The 24,208-nt window shown below is 69.0% G+C and carries 16 protein-coding genes, 1 tRNA gene and 3 pseudogenes; 12 read left to right on the top strand and 8 right to left on the bottom strand.

Annotated elements, in window-relative coordinates; genetic code table 11:
* Positions 1-207 precede the first annotated feature (207 nt).
* The 7 genes and pseudogenes from ABQE44_RS15540 (at position 208) to ABQE44_RS15510 (ending at position 11,651) form a co-directional block, all read left to right on the top strand.
* Positions 208-4,137 carry a Pls/PosA family non-ribosomal peptide synthetase gene (locus ABQE44_RS15540; protein WP_448430709.1) on the top strand — a complete coding sequence of 1,310 codons (3,930 nt, stop codon included), beginning with the start codon at positions 208-210 and terminating at the stop codon, positions 4,135-4,137.
* The gene (locus ABQE44_RS15535; protein WP_448430707.1) at positions 4,134-5,468 is read left to right on the top strand and encodes a M1 family metallopeptidase; all 1,335 of its coding nucleotides are present in this window, start codon (positions 4,134-4,136) and stop codon (positions 5,466-5,468) included. Before ABQE44_RS15540 ends, ABQE44_RS15535 begins: the two co-directional genes overlap by 4 nt.
* On the top strand, positions 5,465-6,706 hold the full coding sequence (locus ABQE44_RS15530) for a hypothetical protein (RefSeq protein ID WP_448430705.1): 1,242 nt from the start codon (positions 5,465-5,467) through the stop codon (positions 6,704-6,706). Before ABQE44_RS15535 ends, ABQE44_RS15530 begins: the two co-directional genes overlap by 4 nt.
* Positions 6,707-6,812: 106 nt before the next feature.
* Positions 6,813-7,399, top strand: a pseudogene (locus ABQE44_RS15525) (IS607 family transposase).
* Entirely contained in the window at positions 7,392-8,852 is a 1,461-nt protein-coding gene (tnpB, locus tag ABQE44_RS15520) for an IS607 family element RNA-guided endonuclease TnpB (protein WP_448430703.1), read from the top strand. Before ABQE44_RS15525 ends, tnpB begins: the two are co-directional and overlap by 8 nt.
* Positions 8,853-8,899: 47 nt before the next feature.
* A complete protein-coding gene (gene galE, locus ABQE44_RS15515) occupies positions 8,900-9,877 on the top strand; it encodes a UDP-glucose 4-epimerase GalE (RefSeq protein WP_448391923.1) in 978 nt (325 codons plus the stop codon).
* Positions 9,867-11,651, top strand: coding sequence for a hypothetical protein (locus ABQE44_RS15510; protein ID WP_448392047.1), 1,785 nt, complete (start codon positions 9,867-9,869; stop codon positions 11,649-11,651). Before galE ends, ABQE44_RS15510 begins: the two co-directional genes overlap by 11 nt.
* Before the next feature lie 73 nt (positions 11,652-11,724).
* Here ABQE44_RS15510 and ABQE44_RS15505 read toward each other — a convergent pair.
* Positions 11,725-11,800, bottom strand: a tRNA-Thr gene (locus tag ABQE44_RS15505).
* Positions 11,801-11,882: 82 nt separating this feature from the next.
* On the bottom strand, positions 11,883-13,103 hold the full coding sequence (locus tag ABQE44_RS15500) for a DNA polymerase III subunit delta' (RefSeq protein ID WP_448391922.1): 1,221 nt from the start codon (positions 13,101-13,103) through the stop codon (positions 11,883-11,885).
* A gap of 82 nt (positions 13,104-13,185) precedes the next feature.
* Here ABQE44_RS15500 and ABQE44_RS15495 point away from each other — a divergent pair, with 82 nt between their 5' ends.
* A complete protein-coding gene (locus ABQE44_RS15495; RefSeq protein ID WP_448391921.1) occupies positions 13,186-14,784 on the top strand; it encodes an adenylate/guanylate cyclase domain-containing protein in 1,599 nt (532 codons plus the stop codon).
* Between the two features lie 92 nt (positions 14,785-14,876).
* On the opposite strand, the gene topA is transcribed toward ABQE44_RS15495, so the two are convergent.
* From topA to ABQE44_RS15480, 3 genes are all read right to left on the bottom strand, one after another.
* On the bottom strand, positions 14,877-17,669 hold the full coding sequence (gene topA, locus ABQE44_RS15490; protein WP_448391920.1) for a type I DNA topoisomerase: 2,793 nt from the start codon (positions 17,667-17,669) through the stop codon (positions 14,877-14,879).
* A 135-nt stretch (positions 17,670-17,804) separates the two neighbouring features.
* Positions 17,805-18,395: a hypothetical protein gene (locus ABQE44_RS15485; protein ID WP_448391919.1), complete on the bottom strand. Its 591-nt coding sequence runs from the start codon at positions 18,393-18,395 to the stop codon at positions 17,805-17,807.
* A 128-nt stretch (positions 18,396-18,523) separates the two neighbouring features.
* Positions 18,524-18,727, bottom strand: a complete 204-nt coding sequence (locus tag ABQE44_RS15480; protein ID WP_006243848.1) for a cold-shock protein — start codon at positions 18,725-18,727, stop codon at positions 18,524-18,526.
* Positions 18,728-19,006: 279 nt separating this feature from the next.
* Between ABQE44_RS15480 and ABQE44_RS15475 the strand changes: the two genes are divergently transcribed.
* The 4 genes and pseudogenes from ABQE44_RS15475 to ABQE44_RS15460 all read left to right on the top strand — a co-directional run.
* Positions 19,007-21,322, top strand: coding sequence for a DNA 3'-5' helicase SftH (locus ABQE44_RS15475; protein ID WP_448430701.1), 2,316 nt, complete (start codon positions 19,007-19,009; stop codon positions 21,320-21,322).
* Between the two features lie 62 nt (positions 21,323-21,384).
* Positions 21,385-22,395: a PAS domain-containing protein gene (locus ABQE44_RS15470; RefSeq protein ID WP_448391917.1), complete on the top strand. Its 1,011-nt coding sequence runs from the start codon at positions 21,385-21,387 to the stop codon at positions 22,393-22,395.
* A 223-nt stretch (positions 22,396-22,618) separates the two neighbouring features.
* Positions 22,619-22,861 carry a type II toxin-antitoxin system Phd/YefM family antitoxin gene (locus ABQE44_RS15465; RefSeq protein WP_448391916.1) on the top strand — a complete coding sequence of 81 codons (243 nt, stop codon included), beginning with the start codon at positions 22,619-22,621 and terminating at the stop codon, positions 22,859-22,861.
* Positions 22,858-23,181, top strand: a pseudogene (locus ABQE44_RS15460) (PIN domain-containing protein); the annotation flags it as partial. The gene ABQE44_RS15465 and the pseudogene ABQE44_RS15460, both read left to right, overlap by 4 nt.
* A gap of 135 nt (positions 23,182-23,316) precedes the next feature.
* Here the strand turns inward: ABQE44_RS15460 and ABQE44_RS15455 are convergent.
* The 3 genes and pseudogenes from ABQE44_RS15455 to ABQE44_RS15445 all read right to left on the bottom strand — a co-directional run.
* Positions 23,317-23,649, bottom strand: a pseudogene (locus ABQE44_RS15455) (Rv3654c family TadE-like protein); the annotation flags it as partial.
* 10 nt (positions 23,650-23,659) lie between these two features.
* Complete coding sequence (locus ABQE44_RS15450) at positions 23,660-23,959, bottom strand: TadE family type IV pilus minor pilin (protein ID WP_448391915.1); 300 nt, start codon at positions 23,957-23,959, stop codon at positions 23,660-23,662.
* A gap of 23 nt (positions 23,960-23,982) precedes the next feature.
* Complete coding sequence (locus tag ABQE44_RS15445; RefSeq protein WP_448391914.1) at positions 23,983-24,186, bottom strand: DUF4244 domain-containing protein; 204 nt, start codon at positions 24,184-24,186, stop codon at positions 23,983-23,985.
* Positions 24,187-24,208 lie beyond the last annotated feature (22 nt).

The raw sequence follows: 24,208 nt of genomic DNA, 5'->3' as shown, positions 1-24,208 counted from the left end.
ATGACGATACCGCGGCGAAGGAATACTCCCCTCCAGCGGCGAGTCTGCCAGGTCGGTCGTCCCGACGGGTAATCCCGACCGGGGGATACCCCCAGAACCAGCGGCTACACCGCAGCCCGATGCGGCACCGCCGCCGTTGTCGCAATTGTGATCAGCCGTCGTGTGCGGCGCGGCGGCGCGGCCGGGTCGGCTTAGTACTTTGTAGGCGTGACTGGGGATTTTGTTTCCGAGGTGCCGCCTCAGTACGCGTTGTCGTCGTACGCACCCGAACCGCGCACGCTCATCGACATCCTCTACGAGACCGCGCAGCGCTATCCGGACGCGCCCGCGCTCGACGACGGCGCGGTGCAGCTGACCTATGCGGAGTTGATCGGCGATATCGAGGAAACCGTCGAATGGCTGGCCGCGCGCGGGATCGGCCGGGGTGACCGCATCGGCATCCGGATGCCGTCGGGCAGCTACGCGCTGTACGTCGCGATCCTGGCGACGCTGGCGACCGGTGCCGCCTATGTGCCGGTCGACGCCGACGATCCCGTCGAGCGCGCCGAGTTGGTGTTCACCGAGGCGCAGGTGGTGGCGGTCATCACCGAGCAGGGGTTGATCCGCGGACCCGGCTCGTCACGGGGTTGGCGCGCCGTGCGTCCGCTGGCCCGGGACGACGCGTGGATCATCTTCACCTCGGGTTCCACCGGCACCCCCAAAGGCGTGGCGGTGACGCATCGCAGCGCGGCGGCCTTCGTCGACGCCGAAGCGCGAATGTTCGTACAAGACAACCCGATCGGCCCGGGCGACCGCGTGCTGGCCGGGCTCTCGGTGGCGTTCGACGCGTCCTGCGAGGAGATGTGGCTGGCCTGGCGGCACGGCGCCTGTCTGGTCCCCGCGCCCCGCTCGCTGGTGCGCAGCGGCATGGACCTGGGGCCGTGGCTGGTGGCGCGCGACATCACCGTGGTCTCGACGGTGCCGACGCTGGCGGCGCTGTGGCCGGCCGAAGCGCTGGAATCCGTGCGGCTGCTGATCTTCGGCGGTGAGGCCTGCCCGCCGGAGCTGGCCGAGCGGCTCGCCGCGGGTCCCGACTCGGCCGGCCGCGAGGTGTGGAACACCTACGGTCCGACCGAAGCCACCGTCGTCGCGTGTGCGGCCAAACTGGACGGGCGCAGCCCGGTGAGCATCGGGCTGCCGCTGGCCGGGTGGGATCTGGCCGTGGTCGACGGGGACGGCGCGCAGGTGTCCTACGGCGAGGTGGGCGAGCTGGTGATCGGCGGGGTCGGCCTGGCGCGCTATCTGGACGCGGAGAAGGACGCCGAAAAATACGCGCCCATCACCAGGCTGGCGTGGCAGCGCGCCTACCGCAGCGGGGACCTGGTGCGGCTGGAAACCGACGGGCTGTACTTCGTGGGACGCGCCGACGACCAGGTCAAGCTCGGCGGACGCCGCATCGAGCTCGGGGAGGTCGACTCCGCGTTGGTCAACCTGCCCGGGGTCAGCGGCGGCGCGGCCGCGGTACGGCAAACGACGAACGGCACACCGGTTCTGGTCGGCTACGTCGTCAGCACCGACGCGTCGTTCGACCTCGCCGAAGCCCGCGCCACGCTGGCCCAGCGCCTGCCCGCCGCGCTGGTGCCGCGTCTGGTGCAGGTCGACGAACTGCCGACCCGCACCTCGGGCAAGGTCGACCGCGACGCGCTGCCGTGGCCCGTGCCCGGCGACACCGGCGAGGAGGCGACGGATCTGTCCGGAACAGCGGGCTGGGTCGCCGGGCTGTGGCAAGAGGTGCTGGCGGCGCCGGTCACCGGCCCCGAAGCCGACTTCTTCGCGCTCGGCGGCGGCTCGTTGGCCGCGGCGCAGCTGGTGTCGGCGCTGCGCCAACGCTATGCGCAGGTCACAGTCGGCGATTTGTACGACCATCCCCGGCTCGGGTCGCTCGCGGGTTTCCTCGACGAGCTCGGGGCGCCGCCGCCGGTCGCGCCGCGCACGGTCAACCCCGTGTCGCGGCTGACCCAGGCTGCCCAGATCGCGCTTTCGCTGCCGCTGGCGACGCTGACCGGGCTGCAGTGGGTGGTGTGGCTGGCCATCGCCAACAACATCGCGGCCACCATGGTGACGTGGGCCCGCCCGCTCAGCTGGTGGTGGGTGGCAGCGGGTTTCGTGCTGTTCGTCACCCCGCTGGGCCGGATGGGCATCGCGGCCCTGTGCGCCCGGATGCTGCTCGGCGGGCTGCAGCCGGGCACCTACCGCCGCGGCGGCCCGGTGCATCTGCGGGTGTGGTTGGCCGAACGGCTGGCGCAGGCCAGCGGTGCCGAAAACCTCGCGGGCGCACCGTGGTTGGTGTACTACGCACGCGCCCTGGGTAACAGGGTGGGCAAGGGCGTCGATCTGCACTCCACCCCGCCGGTGACCGGAATGCTCAAGCTCGGGCACCGAAGCTCGGTCGAACCCGAGGTGGATCTGTGCGGGTACTGGATCGACGGCGACGACTTCCACGTCGGCCCGATCACGGTCGGCAACGACGCCAGCATCGGGGCGCGCACCACGCTGCTGCCCGGGGCTGTCGTCGGCAAGAACGCTGATGTGGCACCGGGTTCCGGGGTGGTCGGCAAGGTCAAGAACGGCCAGTACTGGAAGGGCTCGCCGGCGGCCAAGTCGGGCAAGGCCCGCCATCCGTGGCCCGATCATCGGCCGCCGCGGGCACCGGGGTGGGTCGCGGTCTACGGGGTGACGTCGGTTCTGTTGGCCGGTCTGCCGCTGCTGGCGCTGGGCGTCGGCCTGGCGGTGATCGGTTGGGCCGTGCGCGATACCGCGTCGGTGACCGCGGCAGTCGGGCCGGCGCTGCTGTGGGCGCCGGTGGCCACACTGGCCGCGGTCCTCACCTACGCGCTGCTGACGGTGATCGGTGTGCGGATGTTGTCGCTGGGATTGCGCGACGGCTATCACCCGGTGCGCAGCCGCGTCGGCTGGCAGATCTGGGCCACCGAGCGGCTCATGGACGCCGCGCGTACCTATTTGTTCCCGATGTACGCAAGCCTGATGACGCCGTGGTGGCTGCGGGTCCTGGGTGCGAAAGTCGGTCGCGGAACGGAGATCTCGACGGTGCTGCTGACGCCGAGGTTCACGGTGGTCGAAGACGGCGCGTTTTTGGCCGACGACACGATGGTGGCGTCCTACGAGTTGGGGGGCGGCTGGCTGCACGTCGCGCAGGCGACGATCGGCAAGCGCGCGTTCCTCGGCAACTCCGGTATCACCCAGCCGGGCCGCAGGGTGCCCGACGACGGCCTGGTCGCGGTGTTGTCGGCTGCGCCGCACAAGGCCAAGGCGGGCTCGTCATGGCTGGGCAGCCCTCCGGTTCGGTTGCGCCGCAAGCCGGCCGCGACCGACACGGTGCGCACCTTCGACCCGCCGCTGCAGCTGAAGACGCTACGCGCGCTGGTGGAAGCCTGCCGAGTGGTTCCGGTAGTGGTGACGTTCGCGATCGGTGTCGCGGTGCTGTTCGGACTGCAGTGGCTGGCGGTCGAATTCGGTTGGCTGTGGGCGGCGTTGGGTAGCGGCGTGGTGCTGCTGGCAGCGGGTGCAGCGGCCGGTGCCGTCGCGATTCTCGCGAAATGGGTTGTGGTCGGACGGATCGGCCCGGGTGAGCACCCGCTGTGGTCGTCGTTCGTGTGGCGAAACGAGGTGTCGGACACCTTTGTGGAGACGGTCGCCGCACCGTGGTTCGCCCGCGCGGCCAGCGGCACACCGGTGATGAACTGGTGGCTGCGCGCGCTGGGCGCGTCGATCGGGCGCGGGGTGTGGTGCGAAACGTACTGGCTGCCGGAGGCGGACCTGGTCACGATCGAGGACGGGGCGACCGTCAACCGCGGATGCGTGGTCCAGACCCATCTGTTCCACGACCGGATCATGGCGATGGACACCGTTGCCCTCGAGGAAGGTTCGACGCTGGGACCGCACTGCGTGGCGCTGCCCGCGTCGCGCATCGGCCGAAACACCACCGTCGGACCGGCCTCGCTCGTCATGCGCGGCGACGAGGTGCCCGCCTCGACCCGCTGGCTGGGCAACCCGATCGCGCCGTGGAAATCCCCGGGCAAGAAGCGGGAAGGCGAATCGGCGGGCAAGTCCAAGAAGCCAGAAGACACCGCAGCGTGACCGACGCCGAGAGCACCGACCGCGTCGTCGATCCGTACCTGCCCGACAATGGCAATTCCGGCTACCGGGTCGCGCGCTACGAACTCGACCTGGAGTACAAGGTGGCGACAAACCGGTTGTCGGGTACCGCCACCATCACCGCGGAGACGACGGCGCAGTTGCGCACGGCGACGCTCGATCTCTCCGATGCGTTGTCGGTGACCAAGGTGGCCGTCAACGGTGCGCGCCCGACCAGGTTCCGGACCTCCGCGGGCAAGCTGCACATCACCTTGGCGGACGCCCTGCCCGCCGACACCACGATGACGATCGTCGTGCGCTACAACGGCAACCCTCGGCCGGTCCGATCCTATTGGGGTGACGTGGGATTCGAGGAACTCACCGACGGCGCGCTGGTGGCGGGCCAGCCCAACGGCGCCCCCTCGTGGTTTCCGTGCGACGACCAGCCCGGCGCCAAAGCCAGCGTCGGCGTCCGGATCCGCACTGAAAGCCCCTACTACGCGGTCGCCAACGGCGAACTGGTCTCCCGGCGGGCACACGCCGGGATGACCACGTGGACCTACGAACAGCCGGAGCCGACGTCGACGTATCTGGTGACGCTGCAGATCGGCAGGTACCAGCGGCATCCGGTGTCCGACGACGGCGTGCCGATCGCCGCAGTGCTGCCCGACCGGCTGCGCAAGAACTTCGCCTCCGACTTCGCCCGCCAGCAGCAGATGATGCAGCTGTTCGTCGAGTTGTTCGGACCTTATCCGCTCGCCGCCGGGTACACGGTGGTGGTCACCGACGATGACCTCGAAATACCCCTTGAGGCACAAGGTGTTTCAATTTTCGGGGCCAACCATTGCGCGGGCCGGGGTCGGCGCGCCGAACGGCTGATCGCACACGAACTGGCCCATCAGTGGTTCGGCAACTCGGTCACCGCCAAACAATGGCAACACATCTGGCTGCACGAGGGCTTCGCCTGCTACGCCGAGTGGTTGTGGTCCGAACATTCCGGAGACCGCAGCGCCGACGCGTGGGCGCGGCACTACCACCAGCGGCTGGCCGATGCGCCGCAGGACCTGGTGTTGGCCGACCCGGGGGTCCGGGGTCTGTTCGACGACCGCGTGTACAAGCGCGGCGCGCTCACCCTGCACGCGCTACGCGGGCGCCTTGGTGACGAGCGTTTCTTTGCGCTGCTTCGGGACTGGACCCGACGCTACCGGCACAGCACGGTGGTCACCGACGACTTCACTGCGCTGGCAACGCAGTACGCGGACGAGTCGCTGGGCTCCCTGTTCGAGGTGTGGTTGTACTCCGCCGCGTTGCCTGCGCTGGATGCGCCGCCATGACCGACGCCGCCACCCCCACCGGCCCGGTCACCAAAGGCAGCGTGGCGCGGGTGGGTGCGGCGACCGCGGTGTCGGCGCTGTGTGGCTACGCGGTGCTGTATCTGGCCGCGCGCGATCTGGAGCCGTCGGGGTTCGCGGTGTTCGGTGTGTTCTGGGGCGCGTTCGGTCTGGTCACCGGGGCGGCGTTCGGCCTGCTGCAGGAGGCCACCAGGGAGGTGCGCTCGGCCGGCTACGTGGCGGTCGTCGAGGGCCCGCGCACCCATCCGGTCAGGGTGGCGGCCATGGTGGGGGTGGCCGCGGCCGCGCTTATCGTCGTCAGCTCGCCGCTGTGGGCGGCGCAGGTGTTCGTCGAGGCCCGTTGGCTGAGCGTGGTGTTGTTGGCCGTCGGCCTGGCCGGTTTCTGCCTGCACGCCGCGCTGTTGGGCATGTTGGCGGGATTGAACCGGTGGACCCCCTACGGGTCGCTGATGGTCACCGATGCGGGGCTTCGGGTGGTTGTGGCCGCGGTGACGTTCGTGGTCGGCTGGGGGCTGGTCGGCTACCTGTGGGCGACCGTGGCCGGTGCGGTCGCATGGCTGATCATGCTGGTCGTGTCGCCGACCACCCGGGCGGCCGCCGGGCTGCGCACCCCGGGCGGCACGGCGACGTTTCTGCGCGGCGCCGCCCATTCCATCGCCGCAGCAGGGGCCAGCGCGGTCCTGGTGATGGGTTTTCCGGTGCTGCTCAAGGCGACGACGGGTGAGCTGGGCGCGGCCGGCGGGGTGGTGATCCTGGCGGTCACGCTGACCCGCGCCCCGCTTCTGGTTCCGTTGACCGCGATGCAGGGCAACCTGATCGCCCACTTCGTCGACCAGCGCACCGAACGGCTGCGGGCGCTGGTGGCGCCGGCGGCCGTGGTGACCGGGGTGGGGCTGGTCGGGGTGCTGGCGGCCGGGGTGTTCGGGCCGTCGCTGCTGCGCGTCGGGTTCGGGCCCGAGTACCTGGCCGACGGTGCGCTGCTGGCCTGGCTGACCGCCGCGGCGGTGGCCATCGCGCTGCTGACGCTGACCGGCGCGGCGGCCGTCGCGGCGGCCCTGCACCGGGCGTACTCGGTGGGCTGGATGTCGGCCACGGTCGCCTCGACGCTTCTGCTGCTGCTTCCGCTGGACCTGGAGACCCGCACGGTGATCGCGCTGCTGTGCGGCCCGCTGCTGGGCATCGCCATGCACCTGGGCGCGCTGGCCAAGAGCACCCGGTGACGAACCGCACCTATGCTGCCGAGGTGCGAATTCCATCGATCGCGAGGGTTTTCAACTGCTCGGTGAATGTGATCGTTCGTGATCGAATGTAGGTTTTGTGAGTGGTGTGAAGTTGGCTGAGTGGGCGCGCGCGAGCGGTGTTCACCCGCAGACCGCGTATCGGTGGTTCCGTGAGGATCGGATGCCGGTGCCTGTACGCCGGTTGAAGTCGAGAACGATCTGGGTCGACGCTGCGGCCAGCGGGGAGACTGGTCGCACTGTCGTCTACGCGCGGGTGTCGTCGCATGATCAGTGGGCTGATCTGGATCGCCAGGTGGCACGTTTGACCCTGTGGGCCGCCGCCAACGGCCATCTGGTCGGCGAGGTGGTGAGCGAGGTCGGCTCGGGATTGAGCGGGAAACGGCCGAAGTTGCGCAGGGTTCTGTCGGACCCGTGTGCTTCGGTGGTGGTTGTGGAGCACCGTGATCGTTGGCGTCCTTGGGAGTCGAACACTCCGAAGCGGCGTTGTCCGCGCAAGGCCGGAAGATCATCGTCGCCGATCAGGGTGAGAGCACCGATGATCTGGTGGGTGACATGATCGAGGTGCTGAGCTCGATGTGCGCGCGACTGTATGGCCGCCGAGGGGCCCGCAACCGGGCGATGCGCGCGGTGAGCGCGGCCAAGCAGGCTCACGCAGGTGGCGATGATGGCTAGGTTCGAGGTGCCCGAGGGATGGGTGGTACAGGCCTACCGCTTCGCACTGGATCCCACACCGGCACAGTTGCGGGCGTTGGCGTCTCACGCTGGTGCGGCGCGGTTCGCGCACAACCACATGCTCGCGTTGGTGAAGGCCGTGATGGATCAGCGGTGCGCCGAACGCAGCTACGACATCCCCGATGATCAGCTGACCCCGGTGGTGGGGTGGTCGTTGCCGGCGCTGCGCAAGACCTGGAATCAGCGCAAGGTCGACTGCGCGCCGTGGTGGGCGCGGAACTCCAAGGAGGCCTACAACACCGGCCTGGACGGTCTGGCCCGCGCCCTGCACGCCTGGTCGGCCTCGCGGCGCGAACAGCGCGCCGGGCGCGCCGTCGGTTTCCCTCGATTTAAGTCCGCCCGCGCGCCGCGCTCGGTGCGATTCACCACCGGCGCCATCAGGGTCGAGGCCGACCGCCGCCACGTCACCCTGCCTCGGACGGGGGCGCTGCGTACCCATGAGTCGACCCGCAAGTTGGCTCGCCGCATCGAGGCTTCGACGGCGCGGATCCTGTCGGCCACCGTGCGTCAGGACAGTGCCGGGCGCTGGCACTGCGCACTGCAGACGCTCGTCGCGGCCAAGGCGCGGCCCGTCCACGTGCGCAGGTCGGCGCATCCGGTGGTCGGAGTCGACGTCGGGGTCAAGGCCGACAGTCTGCTGGTCATCGCGACCCCCGACGGGATCGAGGTCGACCGCATCGCGGCGCCGAAGTCGTTGACCGGCGCGCAATCGCGGTTGCGGGTCCTGCAGCGCCGCGCCGCCCGCCAGCACGGCCCGTATGACGCGCAGACCAGGACCCGCCGGCAGCCGTCGAAGCGGTGGCGGGCCACTCAGGCGCGGATCGGCCGCAGGCACGCCCATGCTGCGGCGGTGCGCCGTGATGTGCTGCACAAGGCCACGACCGCGTTGGCCCAGCAGCACGACGTGGTGGTGGTCGAAACCTTGAACGCCGCCGGTATGCGCGCCAAGGGTGGGGCCCACAAACGGGGGCTCAACCGTGCGCTCGCTGATGCGGCGCTGGCCGAGGTCCGGCGCATGCTGAGCTACAAGTCTCGTTGGTACGGCAGCCATTTGGTGCAGGCTGACCGATATTTTCCGTCGTCGAAGACGTGCACGGCGTGTGGGAGGCGAAAGCCAAACCTCACCCTCGCCGATCGAGTCTTCGCCTGCGACGGCTGCGGCGTGCAGATCGACCGCGATCTGGGTGCTGCGATCAACCTCGCCCGACTCGGCGTACCCACACAGACGGGTGATCAGAGTCCCGCCGGGAGTGGCCCGGTGGCAGGACGTGGAGCCACGCGTGAGACCGAACCCGCGCCAGCGGGCGAAGCAGCAGGCGATGAAGCGTCAACCCCGCACCACCAACCGGTGGATCAGACGGGGACCGCCTCACCGCAAGGCGAGGCAGCCTAACGATGAGCAGAACTCACATTCGCTCACCAAACGGCAACGGAGAGCAGATGACCTGGCTGGTGACCGGCGGGGCCGGCTACATCGGCTCGCACGTGGTGCGTGCGCTGCGCGACGCCGACCTGCCGGTGGTGGTGATCGATGACCTGTCGACCGGTCTGGAGGCGTTCGTCCCGCCCGGCGTGCCGTTGGTGCGCGGCACCCTGCTCGACACCGACCTCGTCGCGCAGACCCTGCGCGACCATCGGGTCTCCGGCGTCATCCACATCGCGGGGTTCAAGTACGCCGGTGTTTCGGTGCGTGAACCGCTACACACCTACGAGCAGAACGTCGCCGCGATGGTCAACCTGCTCAAGGCGATGACGACCGTCGGGACCGACAAGCTGGTGTTCTCCTCCAGCGCCGCCACCTACGGCACCCCGGACGTCGACACCGTCACCGAACAGACCCCAACCACACCCGAATCACCGTACGGGGTAAGCAAATTGGTGGGCGAATGGATCATGCGCGACGTCGCACGCGCCACCGGGTTACGACACACCAGCCTGCGCTACTTCAACGTGGTGGGGTCGGGTTCACCGGAGTTGTTCGACGTCAGCCCGCACAACCTTTTTCCCGTCGTCTTCGACATGCTCTACCGCGGCGAGACACCGCGGATCAACGGCGACGACTACCCCACCCCGGACGGCACCTGCGTACGTGACTACGTGCACGTGTCGGACCTGGCGGCCGCGCACGTCGCCGCGGCCAGGCGGTTGGAGGCGGGCGCGCCGGTCGAGGTGGTGTACAACCTGGGCAGCGGCAGCGGCACGTCGGTGCGCGAGATCATGACCGCCATCCGCGAGGTCACCGGCGTCGACTTCGAACCGGCCGTCGGGCCGCGCCGACCCGGTGACCCCGCCCGCATCGTCGCGTCGCAAGACCTGGCCGCCCGCGATCTCGACTGGCAGATGCGCCATTCGTTGCAGGAGATGGTGCGCTCGGCGTGGGTCGCCCGTCAGCAGGCAGGAGAGGCCTATCCCGGCTAGGGCCCTACTTCGCAACCGGGTGGCCTGCGCTGCGGTGGTACTGATCCTGGTGCAGCTGGCCGTCCGGGCGACGCTGGCGTTCGGCGGTTACTTCTACTGGGACGATCTGATCCTGATCGGCCGGGCGGGCACGCACAACCTGCTGTCGCCGCAGTACTTGTTCGACGACCACGACGGCCACGTCATGCCGGCGGCGTTCCTGCTGGCCGGCGGCATCACCAGGTTGGCCCCGTTGAATTGGTTCGGACCGGCGATCAGCTTGGTGGTGCTGCAGCTGCTGGCTTCGCTGGCGTTGCTGCGTACCTTGCATGTCATCCTCGGCTGGCGTCCGGTCCTGTTGTTGCCGTTGACGTTCGCGTTGTTCACTCCGCTGGCGGTGCCGGGGTTCGCGTGGTGGGCGGCGGCGCTGAACTCGCTGCCGATGCTGGCGGCGCTGACTTGGGTGTGTGGGGACGCGGTCCTGTTGGTACGCACCGGCAATCGGCGTTACGCGGTGACGGGCACGCTGGTCTACTTCGGTGGCCTGTTGTTCTTCGAGAAGGCGGCCGTCATCCCGTTAGTCGCGTTCACGATCGCCGCGCTGCTGGCGCACGTCACCGCCTCCGGGTCGGTCGCGGCGGTGTGGCGCCGCGGGAGTCGGCTGTGGATGCCGTGTCTGGCGGTGACGGCGGCGTGGATCGTCGTGTACGTCATCGTGGTGGATCAGAAGCGCTGGAGCGGCGATGTGGCGATGACGTGGGAACTGCTGCACCGCTCGGTGACGCACGGCATCATCCCGGGCCTGGTCGGTGGGCCGTGGGAGTGGCAGCGCTGGGCGCCGGCGTCGCCGTGGGGGACGCCGCCGGTGACGGTGATGGTGTTGGGCTGGGTGGCGCTGGCCGCGCTGGTGGCGGTCGGCTTTATCCGCAAGCAGCGCATCGCTCCGGTGTGGCTGGCCGCGCTCGGCTACGCGGCCGCGTGTCAGATCCCGATCTATCTGATGCGGTCGTCGCGCTTCACGGCGTTGGAGTTGGCGCAGACGCTGCGGTATTTGCCGGACCTGGTGGTGGTGTTGACGTTGCTGGCCGCCGTCGGCCTATGCGCGCCGAACCGGCCGGGCACGGGCTGGCTGGACGCGTCGCGGCGTCGCACGGTGGTGGTGTGCGTGCTGGCCGCGGCGTTCGTGGCCAGCAGCATGTATTCGACCGCGACGTTCCTGACGAGTTGGCGCGACAACCCGGCGAAGCCGTATCTGCAGAACGCAGTGGCGGGGTTGGGCGAGGCCGCGCGGCGGTCCAGCGCGCCGATACTGGACCAGGAGGTCGACCCGATGGTGCTGCAGCGCGTCGTCGGGCCGGAGAACCGCGCCAGCCGAATGTTCGCGTTGGTACGGGATCGACCCGAGTTCGCCGCGGCGACAACGGATCTGCGCATGCTCGACAGCTCTGGTCGGCTGGTGGACGCGAAGGTCACCTGGGTGCGCACCATCACCGAGGGTCCGGCGCCGGGTTGCGGATATCTGGTGCAGCCCGATGCGCCGGTGCGGATGGCGCTGGACGGTCCGCTACTGCCGGCGGACTGGACGGCCGAGATCAACTACCTGGCCAACAGCGACGGGTCGATGACGATGTCGCTGTCGGAGGGCCAGGAGGTCAAGGTGCCGGTGCGACCGGGTTTGAACAGGGTTTACGTCCGGCTGCCCGGCGCGGGCGAGGCAATCGACGTGCGCGCGAACACGGCCGCGTTGTCGGTATGCGTCGCCTCGGGGCCGGTCGGTTTCGTGGCACCGAGGTAGCTGCCGGCTACGCCGGATTCCCGGCGGCCAACTCGGCGATGCGGGTCGCCCAGGAGGTACTGCACGGAGGTGATGGAGCCACCTAGGAGAATCGAACTCCTGACCTGCTCATTACGAGTGAGCCGCTCTGCCGACTGAGCTAAGGTGGCGTGCCCGCGATGAGCGCCTGCGCGAAGAGCAGACCGCACTGCGGCGGCACGAGTCTACGGCAGGCCCCGGCGCGGACCCAACTCAGTCGCGCAGCGCCTGACCGACGGTGGCCACCATGGCGTCGACGGCGAACTTCGGCTTGACGTTGACGGCCAACGCCTCGCGGCACTCCAGCACCGCCTCGATGCAGCGCAGCAGCCTCTCCGGTGACGCGTGCGCGGCCATCGCGCCGACCCGCTCGGCCATGTCGGGATGGTTGGCCTGAACATCGCCGGCCTCCGTGGCCACCAGCAGCGCATCGCGAAAGTAGGTGGCCAGGTCGATCAGCGCGCGATCCAGCGCGTCGCGCGAAGCCCGAGTTTGTCGTGACTTCTGGCGCTTCTCAAGGTCTTTGATCGCGCCCGCGGTGCCGCGCAATGCCCCCGCGGTACCCTTCCCCGACCCGCCGGCGCCCAGCGCCGTGCGCAACTCCTCGGTCTCGGACTCGTTGCGGTCCACCGTCAACGCCAGGGCCTCGGCCTCCGCGGCGGCCACCAATTCCTCGGCGGCCGCATAGGCCCGCGTCGGCGTCGCGGCGTCGCGGGCCAACCCCAGCGCCCGCTGCCTGCGCTGGCGGGCGTCGTCGTCGGTGGCCAGCCGTCGCGCCCGGCCGACGTGACCGCCGCTGACCGACGCCGCCCACCGGGCCTCGTCGTCAGCCAACCCGTCGGTCTCGATCAGCACCCTGGCGATGGCGTCCACGGGCGGCGTGACCAGCGCGACGTGCCTGCACCGGGAGCGCAGCGTGATCGCGATGTCCTCGGGGTCCACCGACGGCGCGCACAGCAGGAACACCGTCGACGGCGGGGGCTCCTCCACCACCTTGAGCAGCGCGTTCGCCGCACCTTCGGTAAGGCGGTCGGCGTCTTCGATCAACACGATCTGCCAGCGGCCGGTCGCGGGCCGCCGCGAGGCGATCTGCACGATCGCCCGCATGTCACCCACGCCGATCGACAGCCCCTCCGGGATGATCCGGCGCACGTCAGCATGGGTGCCGGCCATCGTCGTCGCGCAGGCCCGGCATTCCCCGCACCCGGGCACACCGTCGGAGGTGCACTGCAGCGCCGCCGCGAAGCACAACGCCGCCACCGAGCGGCCCGACCCCGGCGGCCCGGTGATCAGCCAGGCGTGCGTCATCGTGTGTGGCGTGGACACCCCCGAACCGTCGCTGTGAGGCGAATCACCGCGTGCCGCCTGCGCCGCAGCTACCAGCTCCGCTTCCACGGCGTCCTGGCCAACCAGACGCGAAAAAACACCCGTCATCGCAGATAACAGTAGTGCTGCGAACCGACACGTCCGTCTCACACCATCCGTCGTCGTCGCCGATGCCCGATACGGTTGACGCGTGGCCGCAGAAGCACTGCCGATCGGGCGGATCAGCGCATTCGTCCGATGGGTGGCGCGCACCCCGTGGCCGGTATTCACCCTGGGCATGCTGCAGGCCGACATCATCGGTGCGCTGCTGGTCGTGAGCTTTTTGCGGTTCGGCCTACCGCCCGAGGACCGCATCCAGCTGCAGGACCTGCCGGTGTTCAACCTGGCGGTGTTCCTCGGCTTCCTTTTCGTCTCGTTCACCGCCGCGTCGTACCTGAGTTTGCGGCTGCTGATCCCGGTCATGCGCTGGCAACGGCGCGACATGCTGCTCGGCGACCGCGATCCGGCCGAAACCGAGCTCGCCCGCACCAGGGCGCTTCGGATGCCGTACTACCGGTCGCTGATCAACGTGATGAACTGGTTCCTCGGTTCGATCGTGTTCATCGTCGCCAGCTGGCCGGTGGCGGCCAGGTCGGCGCCGGTCATCGCGGTCGCCAGCGGGCTGGGTGCCACCGCGACGGCGATCATCGGCTATCTGCAGTCCGAGCGGATCCTGCGCCCCGTGGCCGTGGCCGCGTTGCGCGGCGGGGTTCCGGAGAACTTCCGCGCCCCAGGCGTGGTGCGGCGCCAGGTGATGACGTGGGTGCTGTCGACCGCGGTCCCGATTCTGGCGATCGTGCTGGCGTTGGTGGCCAGCAAGTTCGAGATCCTGACCGCTCCGGCAAGCCGGCTCAACACGCCGATCCTGATCCTCGCGATCACCGCGCTGGTGGTCGGCTTGGCGGGCACTGTGCTGGTGGCGATGTCGATCGCCGACCCGCTGCGGCAGTTGCGTTGGGCGCTGGGTGAAGTGCAGCGCGGTAACTACAACGCTCACATGCAAATCTACGACGCCAGCGAATTGGGTTTGCTGCAGGCGGGTTTCAACGACATGGTGCGCGATCTGGCCGAGCGGCAGCGGCTGCGTGACCTCTTCGGTCGCTACGTCGGTGAGGACGTGGCCCGTCGCGCGCTGGAGCGGGGCACCGAGCTGGGCGGCCAGGAACGCGACGTCGCCGTGCTGTTCGTCGACCTGGTCGGCTCGACGCAGCTGGCCGCGACCATCCCCGCCGCCGACGTCGTCAACCTGCTCAACGACTTCTTCCGCGTCGTCGTCGACACGGTGAACCGCCACGGCGGGTTCGTCAACAAGTTCCAGGGCGACGCGGCGCTGGCGATCTTTGGCGCGCCGATCGAGCATCCCGACGCGTGCGGGGCGGCTCTGGCCGCGTCGCGTGAGCTGCACGACGAGCTGATCGAGGTGTTGGGCCAGACCGAGTTCGGCATCGGGGTGTCGGCGGGTCGCGCCATCGCCGGACACATCGGCGCCAAGGCCCGCTTCGAGTACACCGTGATCGGCGACCCCGTCAACGAGGCCGCCCGGCTGACCGAGCTGGCCAAGCTGGAGGAAGGCCACGTGTTGGCGTCGGCGGTGGCCGTCAGCGGTGCCCTCGACGCGGAGGCGTTGTGCTGGGACGTCGGCGAGGTGGTGGAGTTACGCGGCCGTGTCGCGCCGACCCAGTTGGCCCGGCCGCTGAACCGGGCGTCGACCGAGCCCGTCGACGCCGACGCGACCTCCCCGCAGCCCTAGCCGAGCCATCCCGCAGCGCCGACATCGACGTTTTGGTGAGTTTTACTCGAACTTTCCCGCCCAAACGTCGGTTTCGGCGAGAAACACGGAAGCTACTTCTTGGCGGCTTTCTTCTTCGCCGGCGCCTTCTTCTTGGCGGCCTTCTTCGTCCGCTTCACCGGGCCGCGGGCGCGGCGATCAGCCAACAGTTCGGCCGCACGCTCGTCGGTCAGCGACAGCACGTCATCGCCCTTGCGCAGGCTGGCGTTGGTCTCGCCGTCGGTCACGTACGGACCAAACCGGCCGTCCTTGATCACCATCTGCTTGCCGGTCGCCGGATCCTCACCCAGCTCGCGCAGCGGCGGAGTCGAAGCCCGCTGTCCACCACGACGTTTGGGCTCGGCGTAGATCTTCAACGCTTCCTCGAGCGTGATGTCGAACATCTGCTCTTCGGTGGCCAGCGACCGGGAGTCGGTGCCGCGCTTCAGGTACGGGCCGTAGCGGCCGTTCTGCGCGGTGATCTCCTCACCGGTGTTCGGGTCGACACCGACCACCCGCGGCAGCGACAGCAGCCGCAACGCGTCGTCCAACGTGACCGTCTCGAGGTCCATCGACCGCAGCAGCGAACCCGTCCGCGGCTTGGGTCCGGTGGGTTTCTTGCCCTTCTTGGCCGTACTGCCCGCCGAACCGTCGTCGCCCTCGGACGATGGCGGCAGCACCTCGGTGACGTACGGACCGTAGCGGCCGTCCTTGGCGACTATCTCGTGCCCGGTCGCCGGGTCGATGCCCAGCAGCCGGCCTTCTTGCGGTGTGGCGAAGGCCTTTTCGGCAAGCTCCAGGGTCAGCTCGTCGGGCGTCAGCTCGTCCTTGAGGTTAGCCCGCTGCGGGGTAGGCTCGCCGTCGTCGCCGGTGACCATCCGCTCCAGGTAGGCGCCGTTCTTGCCCACCCGCACATAGACCGGGCGGCCCTGCTCGTCGTCAAACAGCTTGATGGAGTTGATCTGTCGGGCGTCGATCTCCTCGAGGTTGACGCCGACGAGCTTCTTCAGCCCGCCCGAGCGGGCGATCGAGTCCTCCACCCCGTGATCGCCGCCGAAGTAGAAGTTGTTGAGCCAGTTGGTCCGTCGCTCGTTGCCGGCGGCGATCTCGTCGAGCTCGTCCTCCATCGCGGCGGTGAACCCGTAGTCGACCAGTCGGCTGAAGTGCTGTTCGAGCAGTCCGATGACCGCGAACGCCACCCAGGACGGCACCAAGGCGCTGCCCTTCTTGTGCACGTAGCCGCGGTCCTGGATGGTCTTGATGATCGAGCTGTAGGTCGAGGGCCTTCCGATGCCGAGCTCCTCGAGCGCCTTGATCAGCGACGCCTCGGTGTAGCGCGCCGGCGGGCTGGTGTGGTGCCCGTCGGCGGTCAGGTCCTTGGCATCCACGCGCTGGCCCTGCTCGAGCTGGGGCAGTCGGCTCTCGGCGTCGTCGGCCTCGCCGCCGGCCTGGTCGTCGATGCTCTCGACGTAGGCCTTCAAGAAGCCCGAGAACGTGATGGTGCGCCCGCTGGCGTTGAACACCACTTGCTGGCCGTCGTTGGAGGCACCGGAGATACGCAGGCTCAGCGTCGTGCCGCGCGCGTCGGCCATCTGCGAGGCCACCGTGCGCTGCCAGATCAGCTCGTAGAGCCGGAACTCGTCGGTGTCGAGCTGGCTGTGCAGCTGGCCGGGCGTGGAGAACACATCACCGGCGGGGCGGATGGCCTCGTGGGCCTCCTGGGCGTTTTTCACCTTGCGGGTGTACTGGCGCGGCGACGGGTGCAGATACTCCTCGCCGTAGAGCTGGCGGGCCTGGTTGCGGGCCGCGGTGATGGCCGACTGCGACAGCGTGGTCGAGTCGGTGCGCATGTAGGTGATATAGCCGTTCTCGTAGAGCCGCTGCGCGATGCTCATCGTGCGCTCCGAGGAGAACCGCAGTTTGCGCCCGGCCTCCTGCTGCAGCGTGGAGGTCATGAACGGCGCGTAGGGCCGCCGGGTGTAGGGCTTCTGCTCGACGGAGGACACCGTCAGCTGCGCGCCGCGCAGCCCGTTGGCCAGCGCGGTGGCCGCGGCCTCGTCGAGCACCCGCACCTCGTCGGGCTTGCGCACCGCGCCCAGCGAGTCGAAATCGCGTCCGGTGGCGACCCGGCGCCCGTCGACGGTGTTCAGCTTCGCGGTGAACGTGGGCGGGGTGGCTTGGGCGTTGGACACGCTGGCGTCCAGTTCCGCGGTGACGTCCCAGTAGGAGGCGCTGCGGAACGCCATGCGCTCCCGTTCGCGCTGCACGATGATGCGCGTGGCCACCGACTGCACCCGGCCCGCCGACAGCTTCGGCGCGACCTTTTTCCACAGCACGGGGCTGACCTCGTAGCCGTATAGCCGGTCCAGGATCCGGCGGGTCTCCTGCGCGTCGACCAGGTCGTTGTCCAGGTCGCGGGGGTCTTCGGCGGCTGCGCGGATGGCCGGCTCGGTGATCTCGTGGAACACCATGCGCTTGACCGGCACACGCGGTTTGAGGGTTTCGAGCAGGTGCCAGGCGATGGCCTCGCCCTCGCGGTCACCGTCCGTGGCCAGATAGACCTCGTCGACATCTTTGACCAGGTCTTTCAGCTCGTTGACCGTGCTCTTTTTCTCCGGGCTGATGATGTAGAGCGGCTCGAAGTTCTGCTCGACGTTGACCCCGAGGCGCGCCCACGGCTCGGATTTGTACTTCGCGGGCACGTCGGCGGCGTTTCTGGGCAGGTCACGGATGTGGCCGCGGGAGGACTCCACGATGTAGTCCGAGCCGAGGTAACCAGCAATTTTGCGTGCTTTGGTTGGCGACTCGACTATGACGAGCCGCCGGACGCTTCCATTGCGGCCGCTGCCGCGGTCCCCGTCAACCACTTGTGTCTACGCTCCACTTCTCTGTTGCCCATCCGCGGCGCAATCCATGCATCGACGGATCGTCGCCGCGAAAGGCAACTGACAATTTGGCACCCCGCGCGAGCCGACGCAAACTGCCCCCCTATCTGTCTACCGTTATACGCGTGGCCACTGGGGCAACGCGTCCACGTTGTCCGGCGGTTCCCCCACGTTCTCTACCAGGCGCGATAGCCGTCGGCGCCCGCTGATCCGCAACGCCGGATGGGCTCCGCGGGTGCCGATCAGGGTCGGAGCGATGCCGACCCGCATCATCGCCGACGCCAGCGGTGCGTACGTGTCGGGTGCGTGCGGATCCAGCCCGAGCAGATATCGGTCGGCCTCGGGGGTGCCCGCGGCCAGCGTCCAGGCCCGAAGCTCCCTGGGTCCAGGCATCCACTGCGGCGGCACCGTCTTGACGGCCCCGCGGGTCCACGCCAGGGCCATCGGCACCAGCAGCGGGTCCACCGCCGTGCGCACCAACGGCGTGTGCTCCTCGGTGCGGGTGATCTCGGGCTGCAGACCGGCCTCGATCACCATTTCGGCGATGCCCTCGGCCCGCCACATCGCCTCGACCACCACGGAAAGGCGCGCAGCCTGGTCTTTCCCGGCCCCGACGAGCACCGCCTGGCCGGGCGCAGCGAGCAGCCCCGTCAGGTCGGCCACCGCGGGCGGCACCGACTCTGCCGAGAAGAACGACAGCTGGCTCACATGCCGACAGTAAGCCAGCTTCGGGCCTCAGCCGGGTGCGCCGGGCCGCAGCGGCAGGCAAAAGAGAACACCCCGCGTCATCCGGTTCCGGATTCGTGCGGGGTGTTGCCTGGTTTGGGGTGGTCTTTCTAGACGGCCCGAACACCCGTGGCCTGCGGCCCCTTGGGGCTTTGGCCGACCTCGAACTCGACCTTCTGGTTCTCCTCCAGGGTGCGGAATCCGCTGCCCTGAATTTCCGTGTAGTGGACGAAAACGTCAGCGGAGCCGTCCTCCGGCGCAATGAAGCCGAAGCCCTTCTCCGCGTTGAACCACTTCACAGTTCCCTGTGGCATTTCCTGTTGTTTCCTTCTCTTATTCTCCGGGTGCGGTCCACCGTGGTTCGGTAGCCCGGGCCCGTTCCGACCGCCATACCTTCGTGGAGTGTTCGGAACTCGACCCGACCTACAACCCTCGCAGGAACCGCGATCGCAACGTCGATCCTGCGAGTGCAAATACACGAACACAGAAGCTGCGACCGCCGTTAGTCAACCACGTTCGGCGCTGCTGCGACAGTTCTCGGCACAAGCAAGTGGGCACAATTGCGCTAGGAGACTCTTCAGGAGGGCCAAATAATGGCGGATTTCGGCCGCGAGCTACTCGCCGGCGTGGTCGAGGACATCACCGCCAACGGGGCCAGTCCGTTGCGTCACGTCGCGGATCTACCCGCGCGCCAGGGCCGGCCGCAGACGTGGCCACCGTGGGCCGACCCAGATGTGGTGCGGGCGTTCCTTGATCGCGGTATCGCCGCGCCGTGGTCACACCAACGCCTCGCCGCCGACCTCGCCCACGACGGACGCCACGTGGTGCTGAGCACCGGGACCGCGTCGGGTAAATCGCTGGCGTACCAACTACCGATACTGACGGCTCTGCGGACCGATTCACGGGCGCGGGCGTTGTACCTGTCGCCGACCAAGGCGCTGGGCCACGACCAACTGCGGGCCGCCGTGGAGCTCACCGAGGCGGTGCCACTGCGTGACGTCGCGCCGAGCGCGTACGACGGTGACAGCCCGGCCGACGTGCGCCGCTTCGCCCGCGAGCGGTCGCGGTGGATCTTCTCCAACCCCGACATGATCCACCTGTCGCTGCTGCGCAACCACGGCCGCTGGGCGGTGTTCCTGCGCAACTTGCGCTACCTCGTGCTCGACGAATGCCATTACTACCGTGGTGTTTTCGGATCCAACGTGGCGATGGTGCTGCGCCGGCTGCTCCGGCTGTGCGCGCGCTACTCGTCGTCACCCACCGTGATCTTCGCCAGCGCGACCACCTCTGAACCCGCCGCCACCGCCTCGGAGCTGATCGGTCAGACGGTCGCCGAGGTCGTCGACGACGGCTCCCCGCAGGGGGCGCGCACCGTCGCGCTGTGGGAGCCGCCGTTGCTGGCCGAACTGGTCGGTGAAAACGGCGCGCCGGTACGGCGTTCGGCCGGAGCGGAGGCCGCGCAGCTGATGGCGCACCTGGTCGCCGAGGGCGCGCGCATGCTGACCTTCGTGCGGTCCCGACGCGGTGCCGAACTCACCGCGCTCGGCGCGCGGTCCCGGTTGGAGGAACTCGCGCCCGAACTGGTCGAGCGGGTGGCGTCGTACCGGGCCGGCTATCTGGCCGAAGACCGCCGCGCGCTGGAGCGTGCCCTGTCCGACGGTGAGCTGCGCGGGCTGGCGACCACCAACGCGTTGGAGCTGGGCGTCGATATCGCCGGCCTGGACGCCGTGGTGCTGGCCGGGTTTCCCGGCACCGTGACCTCGTTCTGGCAGCAGGCGGGCCGGTCGGGGCGGCGCGGTCAGGGCGCGCTGATCGTGCTGATCGCGCGCGACGATCCGCTCGACACCTACCTGGTGCACCACCCGGCAGCGCTGCTGGACAAACCCATCGAACGTGTCGTCATCGACCCCACCAACCCGTACGTTCTTGGCCCCCAACTGCTTTGCGCGGCCACCGAACTGCCGCTCGCCGATGCGGAGGTGCGGATGTGGAACGCGGAGGTGGTGGCCGAGTCGCTGGTCGACGACGGGCTGCTGCGCCGACGCACCAACGGCTACTTCCCCACCCCAGGCGTCGATCCCCATCCGGCGGTGGACATCCGGGGCTCATCGGGGGGCCAGATCGCCATCCTGGAGGCCGACACCGGCCGGATGCTGGGCAGCACCGCGGTGGGTCAGGCCTACGCATCGGTGCATGCCGGGGCGGTCTATCTGCATCAGGGTGAGAGCTACGTGGTCGACTCCCTGGACCTCGAAGACGGGGTGGCGTTCGTGCACGCCGAGGACCCCGGATACACGACGTTCGCGCGCGAGCTGACCGACATCGTGGTCACCGGCGACGGTGAACGAACGCACCACGGTGAGGTCACCATCGGTCTTGTGCCGGTGTCGGTGACCAACACCGTGATCGGGTATCTGCGCCGCCGGTTGAGCGGGGAGGTGATCGACTTCGTCGAACTCGACATGCCGACCCGCACCCTGGACACCACCGCGGTGATGTGCACCATCACCGCGGAAGCCCTGCAGCGCAACGGGTTAGATCTGTTGCGGGTGCCGGGGGCGTTGCACGCCGCCGAACATGCCGCGATCGGGCTGCTGCCGCTGATCGCCAGCTGCGACCGCGGCGACATCGGTGGGGTGTCCACGGCGATCGGGCCGGTGGACGGGCTGCCAACGATTTTCGTCTACGACGGCTATCCCGGCGGCGCCGGTTTCGCCGACCGCGGTTTCCGGCGCATCGACACCTGGTGGTCGGCGACGGCGGCGGCCATCGAGGCCTGCGAGTGCCCGTCGGGTTGCCCGTCGTGTGTGCAATCACCGAAGTGTGGCAACGGAAATGACCCGTTGGACAAAGACGGCGCGCTGCGGGTGCTGCGGTTGGTCCTGACCGCGATTTCGGGGACGCGCTGATGAGCCCGCGCAGCGGTCGGTCGGGCGGTTCGGGCCCACGCGGCGCCGGTAAACTTCCGGCCATGACCCACGACTGGCTGCTCGTGGAAACTCTCGGCAGCGAGCCTGCGGTGGTCGCCCAGGGTCGTCGCACCCACAACTTGATTCCCATCAGCACGTTCTTACGGCGAAATCCGCACCTGATGGCGATCCAGACGGCCATCGGTGAGACCGTGCGCGCCGGCCAGGGGCTGTCCAGCATCACCCCGAAGAACGACCGGGTGATCAGCACCGAGGTCGTGCAGATGACCGACGGGCGCATCCACGGCGTGCAGGTGTGGGCGGGCCCGCCCGATATGGAGCCGCCCGAACGTCCGGTCGTCGGGCCGTTGGTGTGGGATCTGGCCAGCGGGCTGGCCACCGGCACGACCGAATCGCTGACCAACAGCGGGTGGGACCCCGAGGTCGAACCGACGCAGGGCCGCACGTTCGCCGACGATCTGCCCAAGCGCGACTTGAACCCCAGCGAGGCCAAGGTGTTGTCGATGGTGATCGGGCGCGAGCCCGGCACGACGTTCTGCAGCACCTGGGACATCACCGACTATCGCGGCGAGCCGATCACCGTCGGGTTCGTGGTGCGCGCGGTGCTCGAAACCGACGAAGACGACGACGATGCACGCCTGCTGTGCCGGGCGATGAACTGGCGCGCCGAGCGTGACGAAGCGAGCCAACCGCCCGACTACCTGGCCCAGCGGATCCTCGCCGGGCTGGCCCAGCCGGGTGTGCACCGCGCGCTGGTCGATCTGACCGATTGGACGCTGCTCAAGTGGCTCGACGATCCGGCGCCGTTCTTCGACTGGCGCACCAGCATGGCCGGTGAACACGCCGTGCACCCCGATGACCGTCCCCGGATGGATGAGATGGCACGGCAATTCGCGTCCGGCACCGCGTCGGGTGTGCTGCGGATGACCGCGACCGACGGCGGATGGACGCCGGTGCACATCACGGTCAACCGGATCGAGCTCGAGGAAGGCACCTACGCCGGCTTGGCGATGCTGCGTCAGCCCAGCGCCGACGAACTCACCGGGGAATAGCGATGCCAGGTGGCGGCTAGGCCATTGTGCCGCGAAACTGTATTCCAGCTGGAACAGTTCGCAGTAGCGGCCTGCCGGAATACAGTTTCGCGATTGGTGTGGACTCAGCCGCGCCGCCTTCGCCGCCGCCAACCCACCTGAACGAGGCCGAAATACACGATGACCTGGTTGGACGCAGCCGCCTCAAACCGGAAGTGGCAGCTACAGTGCTACGCTGTCGCACATGGAGGTTGGTGTGCGGGACCTGCGGAATCACACGAGCCGGGTGATCGACGCAGTGAAGGCCGGGCAGCAGGTAACGCTGACGGTGCATGGCGAGCCGGTCGCCGATATCGTGCCGCATACGCGTCGCAGCCGGTGGCTGTCGGGGGAGCGTTTACAAAGCGAACTCGTCGAACGCTCGGCAGACGCGCGCTTGGCCGACGAACTCGTCCACCTTGCCGGTCAGACCATCGACGACCTGTGATCGACGTCGAGGTTTCAGTTGGCTTGCTGGACACGTCAGTCTTCATCACTCGTGAGGGCTGCCGCGCCATGGCGAAACTTCCTGAAAGAGTGGCGCTTTCGGTCATCACGATCGGCGAACTACAACTCGGCATGCTGAACGCAGGCGATGCCGCGACCCGAGCCCGTCGGGCGGATACGCTCGCGCTGGCGCGCGCGGCAGACCCCATCCCGATCACTGAAGCGGTGATGGTTTCGTGGGCCCGACTTGTGGCGGACTGCCGAGCCGCAGGCGTGCATCGAGCAGTGAAGCTGACGGACGCTCTCATCGCGGCCACGGCGATCGAGCACGGTCTTCCCGTCGTCACGCAGGATGCCGACTTCGACCAGATCGCCCGCGCCTGTCCTGCGCTATCCGTGGTGAAGGTGTGAACCGAAATGCCGATGCCATAGCCCCCTCCCCTGCTCTCCGCAGCCTCAAGGCTTCATTTCGACCGGTCCGGCGCGCGCGACGGCGCGGGCAGGGCCGACTGCGAGCCGTCCCACCGCAACGGGAACGTCGACGGTCACAACGACATCCAAGTCCTCGACGTCACAGCGGATAACGGTGGCCTCCATGGCGTGCGCGATCGCGCCCGCCCGTGTGCACGCCGCCGGAGCGCCGTCGGCCAGAGACGTCGCGGCCGCCACCGCAGCCAGGTCGGCGGCCGCCTGCGCGCGGTGTCGCCCGATCACCGCCGCACCGACATACACCGCGCCGACGGTGACCGCCAACAGCACCGCCATCGCCGCGACGGCCAGCAAGGTGGCCGATCCGTCCTCACCGCGCGCCGGGCTCCACGGCGGCCACCGCCCGCGCTGCCACCGTGATCCCCGGCAGCAGCACCGACCGAGTCCTGATCGTCGCGACGACGAACCCGCCGTCGCGCCGCATCTCCACTTCCGCGCCGTCGGGTGCGACGCGGCGCGCGACGGCCGCGCCGTCGTCACCGCGCGCCGCGAGCCGCGCGGCCTCCCGCGCGGCGTCAACACAGCGGATGTGCATCGAGACCGCGGTGAGCCCGGCCACGCACACGATGAGCACCGCCACCAGACCCGCGAGCGCGAACGCCGCCTCCACCGTCGCGGCCCCGGACTCCCCACCTAGGCGTTGGTGCTCAGTGCGCGGTTGATGATGTTGGTCAGCGCGCTGACGATCGAGTCGCCGGTGACCACCGTGTACAGGATCGCGCCGAACGCCGCCGCGGCCACCGTCCCGATCGCGTACTCGACGGTCGACATCCCCTGCTCGTCGACCAACAAAAGCGTGAACCGCGCTTGGGCCGCCCGAATCTTGTTCGCCAGCATGGTGTTTCCCTTCCTTGTTTTC

The sequence above is a fragment of the Mycolicibacterium sp. XJ2546 genome (assembly GCF_053483195.1).
The sequence above is the reverse complement of the archived record's forward strand: the minus strand, read 5'-3'. Positions and strand labels throughout refer to the sequence as shown.

Coding starts and splice junctions, on each gene's coding strand:
- ABQE44_RS15530 (WP_448430705.1), top strand. CDS start 5,465: ATGACCGACGCCGCCACCCCCACCGGCCCGGTCACCAAAGGCAGCGTG.
- tnpB (WP_448430703.1), top strand. CDS start 7,392: ATGGCTAGGTTCGAGGTGCCCGAGGGATGGGTGGTACAGGCCTACCGC.
- galE (WP_448391923.1), top strand. CDS start 8,900: ATGACCTGGCTGGTGACCGGCGGGGCCGGCTACATCGGCTCGCACGTG.
- ABQE44_RS15500 (WP_448391922.1), bottom strand. CDS start 13,103: ATGACGGGTGTTTTTTCGCGTCTGGTTGGCCAGGACGCCGTGGAAGCG.
- ABQE44_RS15480 (WP_006243848.1), bottom strand. CDS start 18,727: ATGCCACAGGGAACTGTGAAGTGGTTCAACGCGGAGAAGGGCTTCGGC.
- ABQE44_RS15475 (WP_448430701.1), top strand. CDS start 19,007: ATGGCGGATTTCGGCCGCGAGCTACTCGCCGGCGTGGTCGAGGACATC.
- ABQE44_RS15470 (WP_448391917.1), top strand. CDS start 21,385: ATGACCCACGACTGGCTGCTCGTGGAAACTCTCGGCAGCGAGCCTGCG.
- ABQE44_RS15465 (WP_448391916.1), top strand. CDS start 22,619: ATGGAGGTTGGTGTGCGGGACCTGCGGAATCACACGAGCCGGGTGATC.
- ABQE44_RS15445 (WP_448391914.1), bottom strand. CDS start 24,186: ATGCTGGCGAACAAGATTCGGGCGGCCCAAGCGCGGTTCACGCTTTTG.